The sequence below is a fragment of the Dysgonomonas sp. UBA7710 genome (assembly GCF_002482385.1).
In the GTDB taxonomy this organism is placed as follows: Bacteria; Bacteroidota; Bacteroidia; order Bacteroidales; family Dysgonomonadaceae; genus Dysgonomonas.
Window position 1 is genome coordinate 90,740 of record NZ_DLFW01000036.1, and the last position, 24,896, is coordinate 115,635.

General features: G+C 42.4%; 14 protein-coding genes. 4 read left to right on the forward strand and 10 right to left on the reverse strand.

Annotation, left to right across the window (positions count from 1 at the left end; translation table 11 throughout):
• Positions 1-84 precede the first annotated feature (84 nt).
• A complete protein-coding gene (locus tag B3317_RS11450; RefSeq protein WP_291111570.1) occupies positions 85-2,304 on the forward strand; it encodes a S9 family peptidase in 2,220 nt (739 codons plus the stop codon).
• Positions 2,305-2,494: 190 nt separating this feature from the next.
• On the opposite strand, the gene B3317_RS11455 is transcribed toward B3317_RS11450, so the two are convergent.
• A complete protein-coding gene (locus B3317_RS11455) occupies positions 2,495-6,085 on the reverse strand; it encodes a glycoside hydrolase family 2 TIM barrel-domain containing protein (RefSeq protein WP_291111572.1) in 3,591 nt (1,196 codons plus the stop codon).
• Between the two features lie 387 nt (positions 6,086-6,472).
• Here B3317_RS11455 and B3317_RS11460 point away from each other — a divergent pair, with 387 nt between their 5' ends.
• Positions 6,473-8,413 carry a sialate O-acetylesterase gene (locus B3317_RS11460; protein ID WP_291111574.1) on the forward strand — a complete coding sequence of 647 codons (1,941 nt, stop codon included), beginning with the start codon at positions 6,473-6,475 and terminating at the stop codon, positions 8,411-8,413.
• A gap of 84 nt (positions 8,414-8,497) precedes the next feature.
• Here the strand turns inward: B3317_RS11460 and B3317_RS11465 are convergent, their stop codons facing one another.
• The gene (locus B3317_RS11465) at positions 8,498-9,043 is read right to left on the reverse strand and encodes a DUF3332 domain-containing protein (RefSeq protein WP_291111576.1); all 546 of its coding nucleotides are present in this window, start codon (positions 9,041-9,043) and stop codon (positions 8,498-8,500) included.
• Positions 9,044-9,114: 71 nt separating this feature from the next.
• Complete coding sequence (gene xerD, locus B3317_RS11470; RefSeq protein WP_291111578.1) at positions 9,115-10,014, reverse strand: site-specific tyrosine recombinase XerD; 900 nt, start codon at positions 10,012-10,014, stop codon at positions 9,115-9,117.
• Positions 10,015-10,096: 82 nt separating this feature from the next.
• Between xerD and B3317_RS11475 the strand changes: the two genes are divergently transcribed.
• Together B3317_RS11475 and B3317_RS11480 are read left to right on the forward strand one after the other, a co-directional pair.
• Positions 10,097-10,399 (forward strand): FtsB family cell division protein, encoded by a 303-nt coding sequence (locus B3317_RS11475; RefSeq protein ID WP_291111580.1) that lies wholly within the window; start codon positions 10,097-10,099, stop codon positions 10,397-10,399.
• An 8-nt stretch (positions 10,400-10,407) separates the two neighbouring features.
• Positions 10,408-10,767 carry a hypothetical protein gene (locus B3317_RS11480; protein ID WP_291111582.1) on the forward strand — a complete coding sequence of 120 codons (360 nt, stop codon included), beginning with the start codon at positions 10,408-10,410 and terminating at the stop codon, positions 10,765-10,767.
• A gap of 619 nt (positions 10,768-11,386) precedes the next feature.
• Here B3317_RS11480 and B3317_RS11485 read toward each other — a convergent pair.
• The 7 genes from B3317_RS11485 to B3317_RS11515 all read right to left on the reverse strand — a co-directional run bounded on the left by B3317_RS11485 (position 11,387) and on the right by B3317_RS11515 (position 24,412).
• A complete protein-coding gene (locus tag B3317_RS11485) occupies positions 11,387-12,634 on the reverse strand; it encodes a glycoside hydrolase family 5 protein (RefSeq protein WP_291111584.1) in 1,248 nt (415 codons plus the stop codon).
• Positions 12,635-12,919: 285 nt separating this feature from the next.
• The gene (gene bglX, locus B3317_RS11490; RefSeq protein WP_291111586.1) at positions 12,920-15,310 is read right to left on the reverse strand and encodes a beta-glucosidase BglX; all 2,391 of its coding nucleotides are present in this window, start codon (positions 15,308-15,310) and stop codon (positions 12,920-12,922) included.
• Positions 15,311-15,362: 52 nt separating this feature from the next.
• Positions 15,363-16,787 carry a glycoside hydrolase family 30 protein gene (locus B3317_RS11495; protein ID WP_414647495.1) on the reverse strand — a complete coding sequence of 475 codons (1,425 nt, stop codon included), beginning with the start codon at positions 16,785-16,787 and terminating at the stop codon, positions 15,363-15,365.
• A 14-nt stretch (positions 16,788-16,801) separates the two neighbouring features.
• A complete protein-coding gene (locus B3317_RS11500; RefSeq protein ID WP_291111590.1) occupies positions 16,802-17,653 on the reverse strand; it encodes a glycoside hydrolase family 16 protein in 852 nt (283 codons plus the stop codon).
• Between the two features lie 66 nt (positions 17,654-17,719).
• Positions 17,720-19,591, reverse strand: a complete 1,872-nt coding sequence (locus B3317_RS11505; RefSeq protein WP_291111592.1) for a hypothetical protein — start codon at positions 19,589-19,591, stop codon at positions 17,720-17,722.
• Between the two features lie 21 nt (positions 19,592-19,612).
• Positions 19,613-21,217 carry a RagB/SusD family nutrient uptake outer membrane protein gene (locus tag B3317_RS11510; protein ID WP_291111594.1) on the reverse strand — a complete coding sequence of 535 codons (1,605 nt, stop codon included), beginning with the start codon at positions 21,215-21,217 and terminating at the stop codon, positions 19,613-19,615.
• Between the two features lie 27 nt (positions 21,218-21,244).
• Entirely contained in the window at positions 21,245-24,412 is a 3,168-nt protein-coding gene (locus tag B3317_RS11515; protein WP_291111596.1) for a SusC/RagA family TonB-linked outer membrane protein, read from the reverse strand.
• Between the last annotated feature and the right edge of the window lie 484 nt (positions 24,413-24,896).

Consider the following 24,896-nt stretch of genomic DNA (forward strand, 5'->3'; position numbering starts at 1 on the left):
ATAGCTATCAGCTAAAAGCTGAAAAAGCTGTTACCTTTGTTACCTTTTAACTATATATCGTTAATATATGTAAATAATTGTACAATGAAAAAATTACTTTTCTTTGCTTTACTCATTTCTTCTTTTGCCTACGGGCAAACTATCGACAGCCTGTACAAACAAGCTGACAGGTTCAGAGATAAATATACTGACAAATACTATTACGGTTTGTCAGATATTAAGCCTGTAAACGAATCGCATAGCTTCTGGTATCTGACCCGTACACCAAAAGGAAATGAATTTTTCCTGATAAATGCAGATAAAAAAGAGATAAGTCCGGCCTTCGATCAGCAAAAGCTGGCTGCATCGCTGGCCAAGGTCATCAACAAGGAAACAGACCCGTATAAGCTACCGTTCAGGACATTACAATACAGTAAGAATATGGATTCTATCTATTTCTCAGTAGATGATACCAGATATATCTGCCTGCTGGCCGATTATACACTTATCAAAGATAAAGATCAAACTCCCCGTAATGATTATTATTGGGGTGGTGTCTTTAAGGAAGACAGGAAAGATAAGGTTAAATCACCTGACGGAAAGAAAGAAGCTTACATTTCCGAAGGCAACCTATGGGTGACCGATTTAGCTACAAAAGAAAATAAGAAGATAAGTATCGACGGGTCTGTTTCTGAATACTATTCGTCCAATATCTACTGGTCGCCCGATTCGAAAAAGATTGCCTGCTGCAAGTACCGTCCTGCCGAAACACGTAAATTATTACTCATCTCTTCTTCTCCAAAAGACCAGCTACAGCCAGAAACAGAAGAGTATGATTACCCGAAGCCCGGTGATGCACTTCCGATCAGGCGTCCTGTTACATTTCTGGTAGATGAAGGAAAAGCCATTGAATTTAAAGTCCCTGATGTGGAAGCGCAATTCAGTCTGGATAATATAAAATGGGATAAAGAGAGCCGCTACTTTACATTCAATTTCAATAAGCGGGGACATCAACAGTATGTTATTTATGCAGGAGATATCTCGACCGGTAAAGTGCGCCCCGTTGTAGATGAAAAAAGTACGACTTTCGTTTATTACAATGCACTGTACCAACATTGGTTCGAAAACGGAAAAGAACTGCTATGGATATCCGAACGTGACGGCTGGCGGCATATCTATCTCTATGATGTATTTACAGGAATGGTGAAGAAACAGCTGACAAAAGGCGAGTGGGTTGTAAAATCCGTTGTCAATGTAGACGAAAAGAAACGAACACTGATATTCAAAGCCTGTGGCATGGATAAAGGGGAAGACCCCTATCTGGAAAAGTATTATTCATTAAATATAGATAATGGCAGGATACAACCGCTTACACCGGAGAATGCCAACCATAACGTCACTTTCTCTTCAGATTATACTTACTTTGTCGACAGCTATTCGCGCGTCGATCTGCCCCCTACCCTTGTAGTACGGTCTGCCGCAGACGGAAAGGTTATATTGAAGCCTCAGCAACAACCGGATATATCAAAAGCTGTAGAAGCAGGATGGCGTATGCCGGAAGTATTCTCGGCAAAAGGTCGGGATGGGCAAACAGACATCTGGGGGGTAATTGTACGCCCATCAGACTTCGATCCGACAAAAAAATATCCGGTTATCGAATACATTTATGCAGGGCCTCACGATTCGCACGTACCGAAATCGTTTGCCATCAGCCAACGGTGCAGCGAACTGGCCGAACTGGGCTTTATAACGGTGATGATAGACGGTATGGGCACAGCCAACCGTTCGAAAGCATTCCACGATGTGTGCTGGAAAAACCTGAAAGATGCAGGTTTCCCCGACCGCATCGCATGGATGAAAGCCGCGGCAGCCAAATATCCCGAAATGGATATAGAGCGTGTCGGCATTTACGGAGCTTCGGCAGGAGGACAGAATGCAATGGGCGCATTGCTGTTCCATCCCGAATTTTATAAAGTGGGCGTAGCTGCCTGCGGTTGCCACGACAACAGGATGGACAAAATATGGTGGAACGAACAATGGATGGGCTATCCTGTAGGCAAAGAATATGAAGAATGTTCGAATGTGGTGAATGCCAAATTGCTGCAAGGCAATCTGATGTTGATACTCGGTGAACTGGACAATAATGTAGACCCGTCGAGTACGTTACAGGTGGTAGATGAACTGATAAAACAGAATAAAGAATTCGAATTTGTGATGTTGCCGGGTGTTAGGCATACATTAGGAGAAAGCTATGGGGAACGTAAGCGTCGCGATTTCTTCGTGAAACATCTGCTTGGGATTGAAGCTCCAGTGTGGAATAAATAAAAACAAAAGCAGAACGACACGATCAAATTGATACTCTATACTGTCATTGGCTCCGCTTCGCTCTGCCGAACGTTGTTTCTGAACGAAGTGAAGAATCCCAACTCTTAAAAACGGGATATTTCACTCCGTTCAATATGACAAGAGGCTGTCTAAGTATTTTTAGACAACCTCTTAAACCATATATAACTATTTATTTTGCAGGTTGTATCCTGAACGAATAGCTTAGATTCTGATTAGCAGGAATCATATATTCAGGCAGAGGCAGAGGCCCGCAGCTTGCATTACCAAGTCCCTGTTGGATGCAATCCAGACTGAGATAAGTCTCCGGTTTACGGATCTCATCCAGTTTGAAATCATGTATAGCTTCCCATAAAGCCTGATCGGTAAAATGCAAAGCCGTGAATCCCAGTCTGTCTTTGGATGATATCTTCAATCCCTGGCCACTTTGGTTTGTTATGCTGACCCATCTTACATCATCACGGTTACCCATACTCTGGGCACGAACATAATGCTCTTCCTCCATGCCTTTTATGGTTGTGGCATACTGGCCGAAGAATGCAGAGTGTTTTCTGTCCCAGTAGTTCTCATGTGGGCCACGGCCATAGTAACGAACATTTTCCATATCTTCAGGCAGTACAACCTGTAGTCCCAGACGATGTATGATCCGTCCGTCTTGCGGAGAAGTGAAACTGGCGTCCACATCTATTGTACCATCGGCGTAGATTACATATTTCACCAGATACGGTACACGAACCGGTTTCTCGCTGTTGATGGTGGCCGTAGTGCTCGATATTACCGTAACCGACTTACCATCAGTAGCCGTTTGATAAGTAAACATCGGCTTATCGTTTGTTGTCGGGTAGTAATTCTGGTCGGTATATTTGTCATTGTTCACACTGCGATACCAGTTCAGATTGAAGCCGTTGTTATTGAATATCATCTCTTTGCCGCTATACTGTAATGAGGTCATAATACCCGTTTGAGTGTTGAATACTGCCTTGAAGCCTGTGCCTTCAATAGTAAGGTTGTCTCCCTGTGCATTAGCAGCAATATCCGGCATCACCGAAGTATTCACTGCCGCCAACGGTAGCCTTCTGTTCAGGGCAAATTGTTCAGCCGCAACTGTATGTCCGGCTTTGGCCCAACTTGCATCCTTTCTCAAAGAGAAAGACAGATTGAGGAAATATTCGCTGCCTGCATCCAGATTCTTGCTGTAAGGGATTGTTATCACTGTCTTTTGGTTAGGAGCCATGTCGACAGGGGCCATTTTGCCCGACTCTGTTTTTACTCCGTCTTTGATAACTTCCCATGTGATATCAAACTCGTTCAGGTCGGTAAAGTCGTACTTGTTCTCAATCTCTATCTTACCTGTACCCAACGACAGGGCTTTGAACTTAATGTACTGGTAAACCTTTTTCACCTCCAACAGCTTGGCAGTAACCCGGCGGTCGGGAGTAGTGAGTCCGTTGTTTACAAAGTCGAAGTCATTCGGTTTATCCCCGAAGTCTCCACCCAGATAGTATTGGTTGGCTGGCTTTCCATACATATTCAGCCCTTGGTCTACCCAGTCCCATACACATCCGCCAATCATACGCTGCGACTGATTTTCGATATAATCCCAGTATTCGGCGAGATTGCCCGGAGCATTTCCCATAGAGTGGGCATACTCGCAAAGGAAATACGGCTTATCGGAATCTTGCTGGTCAAAAGCTGCCATCCGGGCCATATCCGGATACATGTGCGAATCGATGTCTGCCAGTTCATTCTTTCCTTCATAGTGTATCGGACGTGAGGGGTCGAGAGCCTTCGCCACTTTATACATTTCATCGAAGTTGTCGCCATTTCCTCCTTCATTACCTAACGACCAGAAGATTATAGACGGGTGATTTCTGTCGCGTTTCACCATCCGGTCCATTCTGTCCTTATATGCAGGGGCCCAGCTTGGCATACCGCTGATAGAATGATTTCCATGATTTTCACAATCGGCCTCATCCATCACATACAGCCCGTAATAATCATGCAGGGCATACATACGCGGGTCGTTCGGATAATGGCTTGTGCGGATTGTATTCAGGTTGTGCTGCTTCATCAGCAGGATGTCCTGTATCATAGATTCTACAGGAACAGCCTTACCGAACTGAGGATGAATATCATGACGGTTTGCTCCTTTGAAGAACACCTGCTCATTATTTACATATACACGCTTGTTCTTTATCTCTATCTTACGGAAGCCGAATTTGGACGACATCGCTTCCTCTACATTTCCGTTATTATCTTTGAGGGTGACAACAGCCGTATAAAGGTTCGGCTTTTCTGCCGACCATAGAACAGGTTTGCTTATTGTAGTCTGCAGATCATAAACCTGTTCCTGCCCACTTTTCAGAGCCTCTACAGGTTGAAAAAGGCTGGCTACCTCTTTGCCTGCCATATCGAGCAATGATATATTCACGGTTGCGGGCTGAGACGCTTTCTTATCATAGTTCTTTACAGATGCATTGACTTTAAACACGGCGCTACTGTAGTCGTCCCCCTTAAATTCAGACTGGAGGAAGTAGTCCCGCACATGCACTTTAGGAGTAGCGAACAGGAATACACTCCGATGGATACCACTCAGACGGAACATATCCTGATCTTCGATATAGCTACCGTCCGTCCAGCGATATACTTCCGCTGCAATTGTATTGTCTCCGGTTTTTACATAGTCAGTGATATTAAACTCGGCCACGTTGTTCGCGCCCTGGCTATAACCCACCTTTTTCCCATTTATCCATACATAAAGACCGCTGTATACTCCGTCGAAATGGAGGAATATCTCTTTTCCATCCCAATCGGCAGGGATTGAGAAATCGCGGCGATACGACCCTACAGGATTCACCTCTATTTCGTTCGTATAACCTCTTTGTGGCTGTATAAACGGAGGATTGTTTCTGAAAGGGTATGTTATATTGGTATAAATAGGAGTTCCATACCCATGCATTTCCCAGTTGGAAGGCACAGGTATCTCTTTCCACGAAGAAACGTCATAGTTCATCTTGTAGAAATCGGCAGGACGTTCCGATGGCTTTTTTACCCAATGGAACTTCCAGTTGCCATTCAAAGATTTATATAAAGAGGATGCCGGTTCTTCCCAAGGTTTGTCAAAAGTCTTATCCGCTTTGAGGCTCTCCAAGGAAGGGAAAGTATAATAAGTAGCATGTCCGGGCTCTTTATTGATGGCAAAGATAGTCTCATTTTCCCAATCATATTTGCTTGGTTTCTGTTTCACTTCTTTCGGGGCTTTTATATTGGTTGGTACTAATCGCCACACCTGAGATGATGCAGGCATCTGAAATACACGCGCACCGACAGCATCTTCTCCGTTATAAGCTATTGTCATTCCGCTGCTCCTGTGCGAGATACTGTATGCGCCGGTTCCGGTCACAGTAAATTTCCATTGCTGGTTTCTGTTGGTCGGATTAGCATCCCATTGGATAATAGGATTTCCGTTGCCTGCCGGCTCATTATCGTTATCAATACTTTTATTGATAAACGGGTTGGTAATAGTGTAGTAACCGCTGGACAGTTTAACTATTTTCCATACTTGCCCGCGACTGTTTCTGGCATCTTTTGCCAGATACATATTTGCCGAATTGTCAGGAGCATCACGATTGTCAATAACCAGACCCGAAGGGCTTACCAATTTGTATAAAATATCAGGATTGATTTCCTGCGAAGAAACTTTCGTGCTGATAAACAGCAGACTTATCACAAATAAAAGGTGATAGATTGTTGGTTTTTGCATGCAATTAATTTTTGAGGGTTCCGGATTTATAAGGTTCATTCTTTATTGGACAAACAAAGATAATTCTTTAACAATTCAAATTCAAAAACTTCTCACTTATTCTTATCAATTGATTATGGATTAAGCGGATTATAAAATAAAGAGCTGTATAGGTTGTATTTTCATCAGAAATTTTATCTATAAGTATAAGCAGTATAGAGATTACTCGTTTATCGTTCTTTGAAAAAAATTAATCAGCAAATGGATGAAAAAGTGTTACCTTTTGATAATTTCCGACATGTACAAAAATCAAATATTTTCCTACATTTACTTTAAATATGCTTATTATGTATTTGGTAAAATAATTATTTAGTACTTATTTTACATCATCTAATATCAATTTACATTATGACAAAAAATCTGACTTTTCTCATTTGTTTTTTTAGCGTTGCCATTTCTGTTTTGCATGCAGAAGTGAAGCTACCCCGCATATTTTCGGATAATATGGTGCTTCAACGCGATAAGGTTATAAAAGTATGGGGCTGGGCTGATAAGAATGAAACGGTAGAGGTAAGTTTCCTCAATCAGCAAAAAAAGGTAAAGGCCGATAAAAACGGTAATTGGAGTATTGAGTTAACATCTATGCCTTATGGCGGGCCGTACACTATGGAGGTGAAAGGGAAAAATAATAGTATAACCTTTAAAAATATTCTTATCGGAGAAGTCTGGCTATGTTCCGGACAGTCGAATATGGAATGGCAGGTAAAAAGCTCGATGAATGCGAAAGCGGAGATCAGCAATGCTGATTTTCCCCAAATCCGGTCATTTAATGTTGTGAAAGATCTGGATATGAAACCGAAATCAGATCTCAAGGGTTCATGGGAGGTGTGCTCTCCTGCAACTGTAGGTGATTTTTCAGCTGTTGCATATTTCTTTGCCCGCAAATTGTACCAGGAACTGAATGTTCCAATTGGAATAATCAATTCATCATGGGGAGGTACAGATATAGAAACATGGACCAGCCCGGAATCTTTTAGCAAACTGGGTGATATCTTTAAAGAGCGATATAAGACTCTTAATATCACAGATTTTGACAAATTTGCTAAAGAAAGCGAAGAGGGGAAAAGGGCTTTTACTCAGGCTATGCTCAATGATCCCGGAATAGCGGAATCATGGTTCAATCCTTCTCTCAACACAAGCACATGGAAGAAAATGCAGGTACCGGAACTTTGGGATGGAGAACTGGCCTCTGTTGATGGTATTTTATGGTTCAGATACTCTCTTACACTTCCGGATAATGTTGAAGGAAAATCCGGAACAATACAGCTAGGCCCTATTGATGATAATGATGTGACATGGATAAACGGAGTTAAGGTCGGAGAGACGAACGGATATAATATCGACCGCTTATATAATATTCCTGCGAATGTGCTCAAAGCAGGAGAGAATACCATAGCCGTAAAAGTTGTAGATAATGCGGGTGGCGGTGGCCTATATGGAAAACCCGAAAATCTTATCCTGGATGCCGGGGGGAAATCATATCCTTTGGCGGGAGACTGGTTGTATAAAGTAGCGGTAAGCAACAAGGCTTTCAACTATGTAGAATTTTCTCCGAATATGTATTCATCCCTACTTTATAACGCTATGATAAATCCGATTATTCAATATGGTATTAAGGGAGCTATCTGGTATCAGGGAGAGAATAATGCAGGACAGGCTTATAATTACCGTACTCTCTTCCCGAATATGATTACAGACTGGCGAACAAAATGGGGTTATGAGTTTCCATTCTATTGGGTGCAACTGGCCAATTTTATGGCAAAAGACGATGTGCCTCAGGATAGTAACTGGGCTGAACTAAGGGAAGCTCAAAGCATGACTTTATCGTTGCCAAAGACGGGCGAGGCAGTAATTACGGATATAGGGGAAGCGAATGACATCCACCCTCGTAATAAGCAGGATGTAGGGCTTCGCCTGGCCTTAAATGCTTTGAATAAAGATTATGGCAAAACAGATGTAATCTATTCCGGTCCGACATTTAAGTCGATGGAGATAAATGGCAATAGAGCTGTTGTTAGTTTCAACAATATAGGGAAAGGGCTGAAATCTACAAGCAAATACGGTTACATAGAAGGGTTTGCCATTGCCGGGACTGATAACAAGTTTGTCTGGGCTAAGGCTTATATTGAAGGAGATAAGGTTATTGTCTATTCCGATAATATATCCAAGCCTGTATCTGTTCGTTACAGCTGGTCGAATAATCCCGATGTGAACTTGTTCAATTCGGAAGGATTGCCGGCAGCTCCGTTCAGGACAGACAACCTGAAAGGAATTACGCAAAGAGATTGAAGGATCAGATTATCAAGGATAAAGAAACCGCCCCAACTACAACTTAGTATGGGGCGGCTATAATTTAAGAATAATTGTCCTATCTTATTTTGCTGCAACGAATACTGCATTCTCAACAGATTGACGGAAAGCAAGAACTCCATTCTCGGAAAGTTCCACCTTTTGTTCTTTTCCGTCTGGAAGATAAACGATAGCATTCTTTTCGTCTTCGAATTTAAGAATCTTGGTCGATTCGCCATTAGCGACTGCACTCCATGTATTGGTAGCCTTGTCATAAACAAGTTCCATTTCCTGCCCTTCTTCGTTCTTGATATTGTATCCGTTATCCAATGTTTCAACAGTATAAACTCCGTTTTCACCCTGAACCTTTTTCACAATCCCGGCTTCAACAGGATTCTCACCCGACCAGAATTCAATAGAGTTGATAACAAGGATATCGGCCAGCATACAAACCTCATATACAGGTACGATCCATAATGCAACGAATACAACCTCGTTAACGAACTTATTGTCTATGGTCTGATTCCATGCCAACACTTTCTTCGAAAGATTGAATGAACCAATACATGAGCTGAATAGTAGTGTTCCTGCAAGAGTTATTGCAGCTACTGAAAAGAATCTCTTTTTCATAAAATTGTGCTTGTGATTAATTAAACATCTGAACAAAGATATAATAAAAATACATTAATAAACCCGAAGCTTCATTTTTTGTTACGAGGATGATGCTCTATTATTTCCTGGCGAAGATACTCTCTGTCCATATGAGTATATATCTCGGTTGTCGTGATTTTCTCATGGCCCAGCATCAACTGTATGGCCCTTATATTGGCTCCCCCTTCGAGCAAATGTGTGGCAAATGAATGTCGGAAAGTATGAGGGCTTATTGTCTTTTTTATTCCGGCCTGATCTGCATATTGCTTTATGAAATGAAATACCATGATACGGGAAATCGCTGTACCCCTGTTGCTTAGGAAGAGTATGTCTTCCGACCCTTTCTTTATATCCATTTCCCTGCGATAATAAAGATATTTCTCTATTTCGTTTATTGCAGTATGGGAGATGGGCACGAGCCGTTGCTTGCTTCCTTTCCCTTCTACCTTTATAAAGCCTTCATCAAAAAATAGGTCTGAAAATTTCAGCTTTGTAAGTTCCGATATACGCAAGCCACAGCTATAGAGGACTTCCAGGATAGCCCTGTTGCGTTGCCCCTCTTTTGTGGAGAGGTCAATTACAGACATCAGCTTTTCTATTTCATCAAGTGATAGTACAGTCGGTAGCTTTAATCCTATTTTCGGCGTTTCCAGAAGTTCTGTGGGATCTGCCTGCATATAACCATCCAAAACCAGAAAATTATAGAACGATTTTATGCCCGAGATAATGCGGGCTACTGACCGGGCATTGATACCCATATCATAAAGCTGGGCAATGAACTGCTGCAAATCGTCGAGTTTCACCTCTTCCACTTTCAGACTTTCGTTTCCCAGAAAGCCGGAAAGCTTATCCAGATCAGTCAGATATGCATCTATCGAATTGGGAGAAAGAGACTTTTCCAGCAATAAATAATTTCTGTATTTCTTTATGATGTTATCTTTTGTTTCCATCGATACTTGAATATAAGTACAAATATATATCTTTGCAATGTGAGTTTAATCAAACGGTATTGACTTAATCTCTTTTCAACTTATGACTATTCTGAAATCAGCGTTTAACTATCTTATCTCCAGATATACAAAAGTACAATTGCTTATAATTCTGGTTATCATTATGTTTGGCTTCTTTATAAGCGAAAGCAGCATCTTTGCCCGTTTCAGTTACGATGCCAAGATAATGGAGCTTAACAGCCAGATCGAGCATTACCGCAATAAAACAATCGAAGATAAACAAAAATTGCAGGAACTTCAATCGGATAAAGACCGCATTGAAAAGTTTGCCAGGGAAAATTACCTGATGAAGAAACCCGATGAGGACGTTTTCCTTGTAGAATAAATCAACTAATGAAAATAAATCCAAAATTAAATAACTCCATTTTCCAGATATCAGCCCTTCTTATTCTTCTTGCTGCTATCATCTATTACTTCGATGCTGCTATTGCCAAATATATAATGGTTATAGGTGTAATTGGCTTTGCGGCTACCACTGTTACCACTCCATATCCCGGTAAGAGCCTTCGCGGAAAACGGCTTTTCAACATTCAGATATTCGCCGTATTGCTTATGGTTGCATCTACTGTACTTCTGTTCATGAATATAAACGGGTGGGTAGTTACGATGCTTATTGCCGCTCTCCTTACATTATATGCTGCTATAGCTATGTCGATCGCGTATAAGAAAGAGCAAGAGGACAATAAAAAGTAACAGTCTCTTCAGTTAACAGTCAACAGTTAACAGTGCTGTGTCTTGTCATGCTGAACAGAGCGAAGCATCCCGTTTATTAAAAACTCTGTGTTACTCTTTTTTGGCTCCGCCGACCGTTGGTTCTCCGTGGTGAAAAAGTGACAAAGGTAACAGATATTTCAGCTTTTAGCTGATAGCTATTAGCCGTTAGCTATCACACAAGAGACTTTACAGTCATCAGTCAACAACTGGTAAGATATAAAAACTTTGCGCCTTTGCGTCTTTGCGTGAAACAAAATAAAATGCGAGCAACTTGTAACTCTATTTAAAAAAGGTAACAAAGGTAACAGCTTTTTCAGTCATCAGTCATCAGTTAGCAACTTGTATCTCGTACCTTGTCTACTTGTATCTATTTACTCACTATTTATTACTTTTTATCCTCTCTGTAAGTCCCCCTTGGGGGATTGAGGGGGCCAATCATTTCTTCAAAGAGCTATAAGCTAAAGGCTAAAAGCTATATATAGATAAAGTTATCCAAATATATTCATAAGAAAAGGGATTGCCTGATTATTCAGACAGTCCCTTCCCAATCTTCATCTAACATGAACCCATCACTTTAAGTGAAGAATCTCATTTTATTTTATGGTTTCATACCCATTGCACGGGTATATCCTTCATTCTTGGTACAGTTCTTAAACTTCATGTTTTCCAGCAAGTCTGTCATTGCTTTCTTTACCAGTTCCTGATCTGGCCTTACTTTGCGTATCTTCTCAAAAGTGCTTCTGTCTTGTTTGGTATATTCCGATATAAGATCCCAGTTTTCGGGTTTAGGGATGGTTACCATACAGCTGTTAGGTACCATTTTCTTATATGGCCAGTAATGCCATCCTATGTTGTTGCGCTCCATCAGGCGGGTCCATCCGGCTATCCACTCGTGTGTATTCTCGCCTGTTTCGCCCATATATATAGGCAGGTTGACACTATCCCTGAATTGTACAAAGTCCTGAATATTGGCCTGTAATGTGTCGCACCAGTAACGGTGGCAGGTATACATCAGCTTGTCATCGAACTTAGAGTCTTTAAACATACTGAAATTGCCGTTCCATTGCGCACCGCCAAGAAGGACGATATGGTTTTTGTCAACCGTACGGATTGCTTCCACGCATCTTTTGTAAAGCGGTTCAAGAGAATCGTTCAGGTGTGCATTACCTTCCATAAAGTAGTGTGCGATAGGCTCGTTCAGCAAGTCGTAGCCTAAAATTATTGTGTCGTTTGCATAGTGGGAAGCCACATCCTTCCATATATTGCAAAATTGGGCCTTGCTGCCTTCGTCGGTCATTAGCCATGGGAAGCCATAACTGTCGTCTATATTATCTCCGGTTTGTCCGCCCGGAGCGTCGTGCATATCCAGTATGACATACAGGTTTTGCCGGCGGCACCATTCTACCACCTGATCGATAAGCTCGAATCCGTCGTGTGAAGAATCCAGTCCCATATAGTCCTCGTTGGTAAACAGCTTGTAGTGGAACGGTATCCTTATGGAGTTCATTCCTGTCTGTTTGATGTATTTTATATCATCTTCCGTGATATAGCTCTTTTTAAACTCTCTCCAGAAGCGGCTTGTAAAATCCGGACCAACCATTTCGCAGAAAGCCTCATTGATCGTTCTGTAAGAGGCTGCCTCCGACCCGAAAAAAAACATATACCCTTCAGGATTGAGCCAGTTACCCAGATTAATCCCCTGTATAAGAAATTTCTCCCCATTGGGTTTTATCAGGTCAGGCCCCTTTACACGGAGAAATCGTCCGGCATTGTCCGGCGTGGCTTCTTTTGGTTGACAAGCTGCCAGTATAAGTGGCAGTAATAGTATGTAAATTAGTCTTTTCATAAAGTAAAGGTCTTTTGCTTTAATGTTTTATTATATCTCTTTTTTCGTTCTGAAAATGAACGAATAAAATTTAAACAGGCTCTAAATTGTTAAAAAAAGGTGACATATGTAACACATTTTTCATTTTTCTACACCTGTTACTTTTGCCCGCTCTGTAATCTTCACTAAGGACAGAGCTTTTTATATCTTATAGATAAACTTTTTCTATTTTAATGAAAGAAAAGGCATAGGATAAATGACTATGAAAAAATATATGTGTGTTCCTATGCCTTTCGTTAATCCACTTTATTCTGTCACAGAAAAAGTACTCTTAAGCGGGGCGTTACTGTCACCACCAATCCAAATATTAAAATCGCCCGCTTCCGTTCTTTTAATCAAATCGCGACCATAGAACGCCAGGTCGTCTGCCGATAATTTAAATTCTATTATTTTGCTTTCCCCTGCCTTTAAGGCGACACGCTGGAATCCTTTAAGTTCTCTTACCGGGCGCACCACAGAGCCTACAATATCCTGAATATAAAGTTGGGCAACTTCCGTACCGTCTACATTGCTTGTATTTTTCAATGTCACTCTGGCCGTTAGTGTTCCGTTCATCGGGATAGAAGCCGAAGACAGCGTAAGTCCCGAATATTCGAACATACTGTAAGAGAGTCCGTATCCGAACGGATAAAGGGGATCTTTACCCGAATCCAGATAGAAAGAGGTATTCCCAAGAGAAGTTTGTCCTGCTTCCAGTTCTATTTCGTCCAATCCCATTACTTTTTCGGGAGCAGGACGACCTGTATTGTTGTGATTATAATACATAGGTATCTGCCCAACTTCACGGACAAATGTGGCCGGGAGCTTACCGCTGGGGTTTGCCTTTCCAAACAGAAGGTCGAAGATGGCAGGGCCACCCATTGTTCCGGGATGAAAATTAAACAACACGGCATCGGCGAAAGGCAGATCGCGTTCGATAGTCAAAGGGCGACCTGCCATGATAACCAAAACAACCGGTTTTCCAGTACTTTTTACCGCTTTTAATAGTTCTGATTGCACTCCTATCAGGTTGATATTTGAAAGAGAATGAGCCTCTCCTGACAAGATGGATTCTTCACCCAGGAAGACAACAGCGACATCGGCAGAGGCCGCAGCCTGCTTTGCCTTCTCAAAATTAGCAGTATTCTTTTCTCTCGAAAAAGCCAGAGCCGGCTCATACACATACCTGATATGTTTGTAATCCTCTTTAAGGGCACCTATCGGTGTTACTGTATGGTTTTTGTCGCCATCGAAAATCCATGTTCCGAGCTGGTCGTGCGGAGCATTTGCCATAGGCCCGATAACCGCTATTTTCTTGCTTTCAGCCAACGGTAATGTATTATTATCATTCTTCAGCAATATGGCGGATTCGACAGCAGCCTGTCTTGCGGCTTTCATATGTGCATCTGCGTACATTACAGAAGCCTTGTTGGTGTCTACATACGGATTCTCGAATAATCCCAGCCTGAACTTGATGCGTAGAATGTTGCGGACAGCATTATCCACTGTGGCCATCGACACTTTTCCTTCTTTTATCAGTTCGGGCAGGTATTTGAGATAGGCACCCGTTACCATTTCCATATCCAGACCGGCATTAGCCGATATTTCAGCAGCCTGTTTGTCGTCTTTTGCAAAACCGTGAGCGATCATTTCGCCTATCGAAGCCCAGTCCGATACAACGAAGCCATCGAATTTCCATTCGTCACGAAGAATGTTTTTCAGAATATAGCTGTTTCCTGATGCCGGGATTCCGTCATTGTCGTTGAATGAAGTCATCAGTGTGGCTGCTCCCGCCTTGATGGAATTGTGGAAAGGAGGCAGATATATATTGCGCATCAGGTGCGGAGGTATATTCGTACTGTTGTAGTCACGTCCGCCTTCGGCCGCACCGTAACCGATAAAATGTTTTACACAGGCTGCGATAGCGTTAGGGTCAGCCAGATTGCCGTTACCCTGAAAACCTCTTACCATAGCTGCTCCCAGTTGCCCTCCCAGATAAGGGTCTTCTCCCAGACTCTCGGCAATACGTCCCCAGCGTGCATCACGCGAGATATCGAGCATAGGAGCGAAAGTCCAGTTTACACCTGTCGAACGGGCTTCTATGGCTGCTATACGCGCGCCGTCTTCTATCATTTGCGGATTGAATGAAGCAGCCTGTCCTAATGGTATAGGGAATATTGTTTTGAATCCATGTATAACGTCGCGTCCGATAATCATAGGTATCCCCAGGCGGCTTTCGTCCATTGCTGCCTTTTGCAGCTTATTGACCATTACCGGATCGGTAATATTCAGCAATGAGCCGATTTTTCCGTCCCTGATGGGCTGGGTGATATTGTTGTCCAGCATCTTGGCTGCTTGGGCCTTGATAAGGGCTATTTTTTCGGATTTGGTCATTTCAGAAGGCTTTTTCTGCCCTTGTCCTCCGGCAATACCCATTCTGATGAGGAATGTATCCATGTCGTCGTCGCTGTATTGGGCGATTGCTTTATCATCGACAGCGAAGAAGCTGACCTGATTCATTTGCCCTATTTTTTCTTCCAACGTCATCTTGGATAATAGATCCTCGACCCGTTTTTCAATATTATTCTGGGCATAGCCCACCGGGAATATTCCGGACAGGATAAATGCACCTAATAATCCTAGTTTCCTTACTTTCATAACTTATTATTTTTTACTGCAATTTATTATTCGGGGATAGCCGCAAGAGGCCCTATTTTGCCCAACGATAAGATACTACGCCTCTCGAAGGGACTTCATAAGTAAACTTTTTAGATCCACTGTTTACCGTAATTTTTTTGTTTCCACTGGTATTGTTCATCAGTACCAAGGCATATGTACCGTCGGTATTTTCGAAAGCCGAATAGATAATGCCCGATTCGGTATTACCTTCCGAACCGATTCGTGTAGCTCCCGGCTTCACTACTGAGGCCAGATGCCCGATGATATAATAATGCGAATTCCGCTTAATATCTTTGAAGTTACCCCTGAAAATGTCTACCGCGCCGTAGCAGGTCTGGCAACCTCCGGGACGGTTAGGGCCTTTATCGCTGTCGAGCATCAGATTCCATACAATCACGGCTTTGCACCAGCGGTTTACTGTCCCCAGAGCCACATACTCCATATCTGCCATCAGGCGTACAGATAAATCCTGCCCGTTGTTCCATGTGCCGATAGATGTTTCCGTAAAAATAAGTTCCTTGTCGGGGGCTTGCTCGTGAACGTAATTAAGCGCATCTATCTGCCCTCCGTAATCGTGGAACGCCGCTCCCGCCACAACGTCATTGTCTATTCCGCTTTTGTAAATATTGAGCGGATAATCGGCTACATCATAATTGTGATCGTACAGATAGACTTTTGTGCCTAATCCCGACGCCTTGATCTTGGGAGCCAGATGCAGGTTGACAAACTCACCCATTTCTTCCCAATCCATATGGAGAGATGCCGAATTGCCATCATTCAAAGGTTCGTTTTGCGGAGTAACTGATGTAATATTTATTCCTTGAGCCTTGAAGGCCTGTATCCATTTAATGAAATAATCTGCATAATCTCCGTAATACTCTTTCTTCAGGTGTCCGCCTGTCCATGGATTATCGTCTACCCGCTCTTTCATCCATATAGGACAAGTCCAGGGAGATGCCAGTATTTTTATAGTGGGGTTGATAGCGATTATTTCCTTCAATACGGGGATGACATAGTCGGTTTCTTCCGTGGTCAGCCCGAATCCGGCCTCCTCATCGTCCCAGCAGGTGTATTCACTCAGTGAAAAATCGGAACAACCGATGGCAACACGGATATAACTGTATCCCATTCCCTCCGTAGGTGAAAATGTCTCTGTCAGAAACTTTTTACGGTCCTCAGCCGTCATTTTCAATAGGTTGAATGCGCTGGAACCTGTCACGGCGGCCCCGAATCCGTCCATTGTCTGAAAACGTTCCACGGGTTTCAATGTGATAGACATCGCAGACTGTTCATCGCTGAAATCCACAGCCTGTTTTTTGAAATCCTGTGAGCGGTTGCCGGTAGTTACATACATTGAAACATCTCCTTTCGGATCTTCAGTTGGCGGATTCTCAGAACCATCGTTACATGCAAATAAAGATGCAATAGTAAGAGACAGGATTGATACATTGGCCATATATTTCATATAATTTATTTTGCTTTTTGATATACTCTGACATATTCTATTTCGTAGCGGGCAGGGAATATATCAGGGTCTATTCCTTCCAGTCCGCCCCAGTTGCCGCCTATTGCCAGATTTAATTTTAAGTAAAATGGTTCATTGAACGGCCATGTGTTCTTATTGTTCGCATGGTCATTGGCAAATGAAAAATATTCGACACCGTCGATATAGGCTGTTATCTTATCTTCTGTCCAGAGCAGCCCGTAAGTATAAAATTTACGCTCGGCTCCCGGAGCTGTGCGTGTAGCTGTTTTTTCTGTACCTGCTACGTGGTTGTAATCCTTGGTGTGTACCGAGGCTTGTGTTACATCCGGACGATAACCTACATACTCCATAATGTCGATTTCTCCGTCCAAAGGCCAGCTTTGAAAGTTTTTCGGCATCATCCAGAAGGCCGCCCAGGTACCTCTTCCTCCGGGTACTTTAGCCCTCATTTCGAAGTAGCCGTATTTCCATGATTCTACTGTATTCATACGTGCCGAGATGATATCGGCCCCTTCGTGTGGTATAGTCAGTTTATGAGCTGTAATGGTCAGCATTCCATTCCGTACTTTAGCTACGGTATCATTTCCCAATACCCTGTCGATATAGTATTGGGGTTCGTTATTTCCCCAGCCGTTATTGCCAGTCTCGAACCACCACTTATTATCCGGTAACCCGTTGGAAGTGTTATCGAATTCATCGCTCCATACCAGGCTGTAGCCTTCCGGAGCATATCCATCCGGTTTCTCCGGTTCTTCTTCTCCATTGAAGTTATCTTTACCGCAAGCGGATAAGGAACATAGCAGGAGGGCTGATAGGAATAAAAGGATATGTTTCATTATTATTGGATTAAGATTCTTCAGTAAGGTTGCAGAAACCTTACTGAAGAATGATTTAGTTTTGTATTATGGTAATACAATGTTATCTACTTTCATTGATTTTACATTCATATCCACTGTGATACGCAATGTAGCCGCTGATAATTTTGCAAAAATATCCATATTGTTGTCTTCCGGAATATCAAGAATTTCTGTGACTATACCGGTGGCAGTTCCTGTAATACCTCCTGCTTCGGAGAAAAATTTTGCACCCTTTTCATTTACGGCTTCGGCAGCAGTAGCTGTATAAACCTTGAAAGAAGCATAAGGTCCTTCGTCCCACCAATATTTTTTCTCGAAAGGCATCATTACGGTAGCCTGATAGACATTTTCGCTTACTTTTCGCATGAGAATAAATTCCATTACATTTGCAAATCCCCAGTTGTCAAGTGTTGCTATTCCTTTATCGGAATAAATCGAGCTGATTACAGCAGCAGATACTTTTGTCGGATAACCTAGTCCTACTCCGGCAATGAACATATATTCAGGATTCTTAGGTTCTTCTGCACTTATAATCACATTGTTACGGATGGGGTTATATAACAAGCGGTAGTTACCGTCTTCTCCTAAGAACTTGAGCTTGCCATCAGTTGTTTTTGTAAAGAAATCAACATTAAATAAAGCTTTAGCCAATCCTCCGCCAGGAGTATATTCGTCCCCATTTTTCAATGTATGGAACATCGATAGGATTGCTTCTCCGTCTATTTCTGTGCTTGTAGCATTTGTTACGCTAAAGATACTTGAAACAATTGGTGTATCCGGACTTGAAGGTTCTTCTGTATCATCCGGTAACACTTCACCTGTTGCACTAACTTTCTTGATATCTACGGCCTTCGTTGAAGAGTTCAATGTTATACGATAATAAGCGTCTTTATCCAGATTACCATTAGGCGACCAGTCTCCTGCATCTTTCAATATTGCAGAACCTGTGAATGTGCAATTTTCTGCTTTGAATACATCATTACCCCAGTTGGTATTTGAGAAAGGTTTGAAAGTTGCCCCTTCATTAATACAGATCGTTGCCTGATAGGTATTTTCTCCCGTACTACGCATCACTACACGGCTGCGGATGTTTTTACCCGGATTCCATTCCGTAGTATAACGCCCATCTCCGGCTCCATATGCCGCTTTGATATCATCTGACGATACAGTGGTAGGATAGCCGATACCAGGCCCTGTAAACACATAATAGCCAGGTGCTTCTATCGCCGTAGTAGGTTCGATAATAACATTTTTCCGTACAGGATTCCAATAGATAGAGTATACACCGCTTTCTCCAATAAATTTGGCTGAAGCAGCACTTTCTCTTTCGAAGAAGTCGAGATTCACAATTACGTCTTCATTTCCGATAGCCCCGGCAAGTGTGATTATGCTATTTCTTTCAATATAAAGCTCATTTTTGTAGAATGTTTCCTGATGTGTAGCGTCAATATCATATTTTACGACTTCCGGCAGTATATTTTCACTCAAAGTCTCCAATAACAGGTTTTTAGCTACAGTGAATGGTATCTCGCGAGGTGTACCCGTTCCTGCGCGGGTTATCGCTGCCACATAGAGGGTATATTCGCCGCTGCGGTATACTTTCTTTTTCAGAACGGTTGTGTTGGCATCTTTTACAGTAAAATTGATTCCTGCTTCGGCAGAAGAGAACTGTACGGCCAGCACATCATCCCCATCAATTAAGGTAAGGGGATCGAAAGTAATAACTACTTCATTATCATTATCGACTGCTGTTATCTTTAAGTTCTGAGGTATCTCCACCTGTGAGCCTCCGAGTTTATGGCTGTCATCCTCTTGCGGAGAACATGCCGTGAGGAGGAAGCACAAGGCTATGATCCCGGTGGTAATGTTACGTACCATATTTTTATATTTATGCTGGAAATTATTTAATGTTTTCATAATGATTCTCATTTTGAATAATTATTCCCATCCGGGATTTTGTTTTATCTCAAATTCTGTACCCTTGGTAACATCTATCTCGTTTTTAGGCAGAGGCAGATATTTTTTTGTATCATCCCATGTCCGGTTCATCTTGTATGTATCGTCGATTACAGAAAGTACAGTTTTTATATCCCGGCCTTTTTCATCGCTTCCCCAACGTACAAGATCCCAGAAGCGGCTACCCTCACCGAATAGTTCGCGGCGGCGTTCCAGTTTGATATTATTAAGGGTAGCAGGTATGCGATGATTCACATCTCCGAAGGCACGGTCGCGGATGGCATCCAGATAAGGTTTTGCCGCTCCTTCTCCTCCTGCATAGAAACTAAGTTCTGCTGCATTCAGGTAGGTTTCTGCCAAACGGTATATACGGGTATTATTCTCGAAATTGAGGTCGGCATCCCCGGTTGTATTTTGATTATATCCCACACGGGCAGTATATTTGCGCAAGAACAGGCCGGTATTTTGATAACCTGCTTCGTATGTGCCACTCGGCCATTGGATAACGCTTGCATCTTTACGGTAATCTCCCGACTCATTGAAAATAGCATAAGCATCAGGTTGTACGGGACACCACCCCCAACCAAAAGCAAATATACCTTTCGAATCTTTAAGAGAGCGTGCGGAAATTACCCTGGGCAGATAACTTCCATACCCAACCCAGGAGTTACCCCATGTTTTACCTTCCGAAATCTGGTTACTTTCGAAAATAGATTCTTTGCAGAATTCACCTTCACGGAGAAACATCCATTCTATCGGATTATTGGTAAGTTTTGTATCCGGACTTTTTTTAATCAGATCAAATTCTCCACTACCGATAATCTTTTTCATATCTTCAAGTACCTGAGCATATTTTGTCTGGTCTTTCTGATACATAACCACACGGGCTTTGGTCATCATAGCCATTGCTTTGTTGATACGTGATGCATTTGCCCCTGTAGTATTCATTGGCAACTCTTCTGTATTAATGGCGGCATCCAGGTCCGCGATGATCTTCTGATACACGTCGTCGGCAGAAAGTTGAGGAGCCAGATAAGGAGGCGCCAATGGAACTTCATAATAAGGGATATTACCCCATGCTTTCCAAAGTAAGTGTACATAATATGCCCGTAGTGTACGTGCTTCTGCTCTGAGCCGGTTTATTTCTGCGGCTGATCCGCTTATTGCATTGTCACAGGCTTGCAGTGTACTGTTGCAACGTTGTAGCCCTGTATAATAGATGCTCCACCATCCTGTAGGTATATCTACAGAGTTGCTTTTATATTGTGACATATAATAGTAAGCCGGCTGGTCGGTTGCGTCACCTCCACCTTTGTAGATATCATCGGAACGGAAATCTCCGAAAATAGTCACGCTGGCAATGGAGCCGTTAGCGTAATTATCCATCAGAAGAATCTGATAAGAAGAAGTCAGCATCTGCTCAATCACATCTTTTGTAGCAGGAGCACCCGCTGCAACCTGATTTGTAGGATAAACAGTCAGGAAGTCCTCACCACAAGAGGGCAACGCCAAGAGGAGAGCACCTAGTCCCCATGTACAAATGCGTTGCATTGTATATTTGCTTTTTTTCAAAAATATATGTTTCATATCTGTAATTGTTTTCATGGTTCTTAATTAGAAGGAAATGCTGGCGCCTAATGTAATAGTACGTGCCTGTGGGTAAATGCCCTTGTCAACCCCCATATCTCCATCTCCGATTTCAGGGTCAAAACCATCATATTTAGTAAATGTAAGCAGGTTCTCAGCCGCTATATATATCCGCAAGCGGTCAATACTTGCTTTCCGGGTAACGAATGCCGGAATGGTGTATCCTAACTGTATGTTTTTCAAGCGGCAATATGCACCGTCTTTGATATACAGATCGGAAGCACGCCAGTTACGGTTGTCTTCACCTGCAACCAGGCGAGGAATCTTGTTCGATGTACCCGGGCCGGTCCATCTGTCAAGCATCCAGGTCGGTAAGTTTTGCCGGGGAATATCCGCACGTTTCGAGATATCGAAAATTTTATTTCCGGTAACTCCCTGGAAAAAAGCATAGAAGTCGAATCCTTTCCATTCAGCATTGAGTGTAAGACCGAATGTCCAGTCCGGATTCGGTTTACCGATCATATCCCTGTCTTCATCATCGATTTTATCATCTCCATTGAGGTTTTTAAAACGGACATCACCCGGTTTAGCATTTTCCCCATATTTGAAGTTGTATTCATCGGCTTCTTCCTGAGTCTGCAATATTCCATCAGTACGATATCCGTAGAAATACGGACTAGGCATTCCGTTCTTTTGATAGATGAAATTTTCCACTCCGGCTGCACCAACACCTCCCCATGAGTTCTCTCCGCTGGCATTACCGTAATCCACCAATGTATTTTTCATATAAGATGCGTTTGCTTTGATACCGAAGTTTACATCCTGTATCTCGCCACGGTAACTCACGTCAAATTCCCAGCCGGAATTATCCATTGTACCTGAATTGGCGAAAGGAGGTTTCAATCCTACGTAGCTGGGAGTTGGCTTTTCGCGAAGCATACCCACAGTGCGTTTCTTGTAATAGTCTACTGTCAGTGTAAGGGAATTTCTCAGGAAGCCTAAATCGAGACCTATATCGGTTTGTTTGCTTTCTTCCCATTTTAAGTCGGGATTTGGAAGGCGGCCGCTACTTATACCATAGTACATATTGTCTCCGAAATAGTAGTTTTGCCCACCATCCATAAGACTCATATATGCATAGGCATCGATCCTCTGGTTACCGTTGACACCCCAGCTGCCTCTCAGCTTCATATTGTGGAACCAGTCAGGAGTAATATCTTTCATAAACGGTTCGTTCAGAACGTTCCAGCCGACAGAGAATGAAGGGAATGTACCCCATTTGTTATTGCTTCCGAATTTGTCGGAACCATCGCGACGTACCGTAGCCTGAAGCATATAACGCTCGGCAAAGTTATAATCTAAACGCCCGAAATAAGAGGCCAGAGTTGTGCTGGATGCACTACCTCCACTACGGCGGCCGCCTTTTGTAGCATCACCGCGGGTGGCGTCGATCACCATCATGGAAGGGTCGTAAGAGATGTGTTCATATCCGCTGCCGCTAAGTCCGCGTACGGAATATTCACGTGCCGATTGTCCTGCAAGGAGTGTAAAAAAATGGTCTTCGCCTATTTTGAAATTATAGTTCAATGTATTTTCGATCTGCCATGTAGCCCCACGGTTCATACTGGACCAGATTTCCGACTTTGCAGGGTCTTCGTTAGAAGCAGCCGAGTTGTCGGACAGGTAGTAAGGAAACCTGTAACCGTCATTGCCCCAAAACGCAAGGTCGAAGCCGTAGCTGCTTTTGAATGTCAAACCTTTATACAGATTTAATTCACCCCAGAACGTTCCGATGAATTTGTCTTCATTGTCGTAGCTCTTATCCGGACGCAACATTAAACCAATAGGATTGCGAATTTCCTGGAAATAAGCGGGAGCCGGAGTTAATACACGTCCGTCTTTTGCTTTAACTGCATACGGATGTTTCTCGAGTAGTGCTTTTCCATCATCTTCCGACAGATATACGCTCAGGTTAGGAGGCAAAGTCGTTGCACTACCCAATACCGTACCGAATACATCGTTCGTACCTATCCCTATTTTTTTACCTCGAGAATAAGTCACGTTTGAACCAATTTTCAATTTATTAAGGAAGCTACGCTCTTTTTCCGCGTTGTATACTTCATAAGTATTGTTGCTGCGAACACTCCAGCGTTTGTAATTTGAAGCGTTATAGTTGCCACCGATAATACCCTCCTGATCGAAGTAACCGAAAGACAGATAATATGAAAGTTTCTCATTCCCACCAGAGATACTGATCTGATGATTTTGTATAGGGGCGTCTTTATTAAAAACTTCTTCCTGCCAGTCGGTATTCGGAGTCAACCCTGCCCGTGCATCGGCAATATCCTTAGATGAAAAAAGCAGCGCTTCTCCATTGTTCAAATATAACTCATTAACCAATACCATGTATTGCTCCGAGTTGAGGACAGCTTTTTTCTTCCATGGGTTTTGGAATCCATAGCTCATATCATAGCTGATTTTAGGTTTTCCTGCTACTCCGGTTTTGGTAGTTATCAGAACTACACCATTTGCGGCACGTGATCCGTATACAGCTGCCGATGCTCCGTCTTTCAATATTTCCACTGACGATATATCGGAAGGATTCAGGTTAGTGATACCTCCGTCTACGGCCATTCCGTCTACGATATACAGAGGGTCACTGTTGCCGGTAGTGCCGATACCACGTATGCGGACGGTAGAACCGCTACCCGGTTGTCCCGAGCCTTGTGTAACCTGTACTCCGGATACTTGTCCTTTCAGTACATTTTCTATACGAGAAGGCGTCAGTTTTTCGATATCAGAAGACTTTACACTACTGATTGCAGCTGTAACCACACTTTTTTTCTGAACACCATAGCCGATAACCACTACTTCATCAAGCATCTGTTGGGTTAGGCTTAAGGCCACATTTATTGTACCTCCTGTAGCAGGTCTTTCCTGAGTTACATATCCGACGTATGTAAATATCAAAGTAGCTCCGGATGGAACTTTAATAGAATACTGACCGTCCAGATCGGTCATAGTACCATTTGTGGTCCCCTTTTCGGAGACTGATACACCGATTAACATTTCTCCTGTAGCTGCATCTGTTACAGTTCCTTTTATTTCAGACGTCTGTCCGAATACAGCCAGGGAAGAAAAAAGAAATAGAGGAAGAATGAATAAAATTTTCCAAAAGATGGGTTCTCTCTTCATGATTGTTAATTTAAGGTTGATTTAATTAATAGTTTTAGAGCTTTTTCAAGAATCTGTTGCAAACATACTCCCCTTCCATTTTTTTTTATAATTTTTTAATACATCAAAAACTCAAAAATGGATATAAATGAATACTACAATACTACTACATAACTTTCATTTATCACTGATAAATAGATATTTATATAAATAATACAGTTGTTTGTATTTTATTTAACAATTAATATTGTATATTTGAATTCGAGAGGATTCAAATAGTAGTTTAAACTAATCTGTTTGAATAGCTAATGACTCCAAATTATGACTATTTTTGGAGTTTGAATCAGACTATCAGTAGTCATAATGATCGGATGTGTAATCAAATAGATAGATAACGATTTATATATTAATGAGCCAAAAATTGGATAATGCGACATTTTGTTCTGTCATTTTATTTGCTGATAATTTGGCGATTAAATACTTTTTGTTAGAGAGAGAGAGAGAG

What these genes read in the sequence shown, in the direction of transcription:
- B3317_RS11450 (WP_291111570.1), top strand. Translation starts at nt 85, where the DNA reads ATGAAAAAATTACTTTTCTTTGCTTTACTCATTTCTTCTTTTGCCTAC.
- B3317_RS11455 (WP_291111572.1), bottom strand. Translation starts at nt 6,085, where the DNA reads ATGCAAAAACCAACAATCTATCACCTTTTATTTGTGATAAGTCTGCTG.
- B3317_RS11460 (WP_291111574.1), top strand. Translation starts at nt 6,473, where the DNA reads ATGACAAAAAATCTGACTTTTCTCATTTGTTTTTTTAGCGTTGCCATT.
- B3317_RS11465 (WP_291111576.1), bottom strand. Translation starts at nt 9,043, where the DNA reads ATGAAAAAGAGATTCTTTTCAGTAGCTGCAATAACTCTTGCAGGAACA.
- xerD (WP_291111578.1), bottom strand. Translation starts at nt 10,014, where the DNA reads ATGGAAACAAAAGATAACATCATAAAGAAATACAGAAATTATTTATTG.
- B3317_RS11475 (WP_291111580.1), top strand. Translation starts at nt 10,097, where the DNA reads ATGACTATTCTGAAATCAGCGTTTAACTATCTTATCTCCAGATATACA.
- B3317_RS11480 (WP_291111582.1), top strand. Translation starts at nt 10,408, where the DNA reads ATGAAAATAAATCCAAAATTAAATAACTCCATTTTCCAGATATCAGCC.
- B3317_RS11485 (WP_291111584.1), bottom strand. Translation starts at nt 12,634, where the DNA reads ATGAAAAGACTAATTTACATACTATTACTGCCACTTATACTGGCAGCT.
- bglX (WP_291111586.1), bottom strand. Translation starts at nt 15,310, where the DNA reads ATGAAAGTAAGGAAACTAGGATTATTAGGTGCATTTATCCTGTCCGGA.
- B3317_RS11495 (WP_414647495.1), bottom strand. Translation starts at nt 16,787, where the DNA reads ATGGCCAATGTATCAATCCTGTCTCTTACTATTGCATCTTTATTTGCA.
- B3317_RS11500 (WP_291111590.1), bottom strand. Translation starts at nt 17,653, where the DNA reads ATGAAACATATCCTTTTATTCCTATCAGCCCTCCTGCTATGTTCCTTA.
- B3317_RS11505 (WP_291111592.1), bottom strand. Translation starts at nt 19,591, where the DNA reads ATGAAAACATTAAATAATTTCCAGCATAAATATAAAAATATGGTACGT.
- B3317_RS11510 (WP_291111594.1), bottom strand. Translation starts at nt 21,217, where the DNA reads ATGAAACATATATTTTTGAAAAAAAGCAAATATACAATGCAACGCATT.
- B3317_RS11515 (WP_291111596.1), bottom strand. Translation starts at nt 24,412, where the DNA reads ATGAAGAGAGAACCCATCTTTTGGAAAATTTTATTCATTCTTCCTCTA.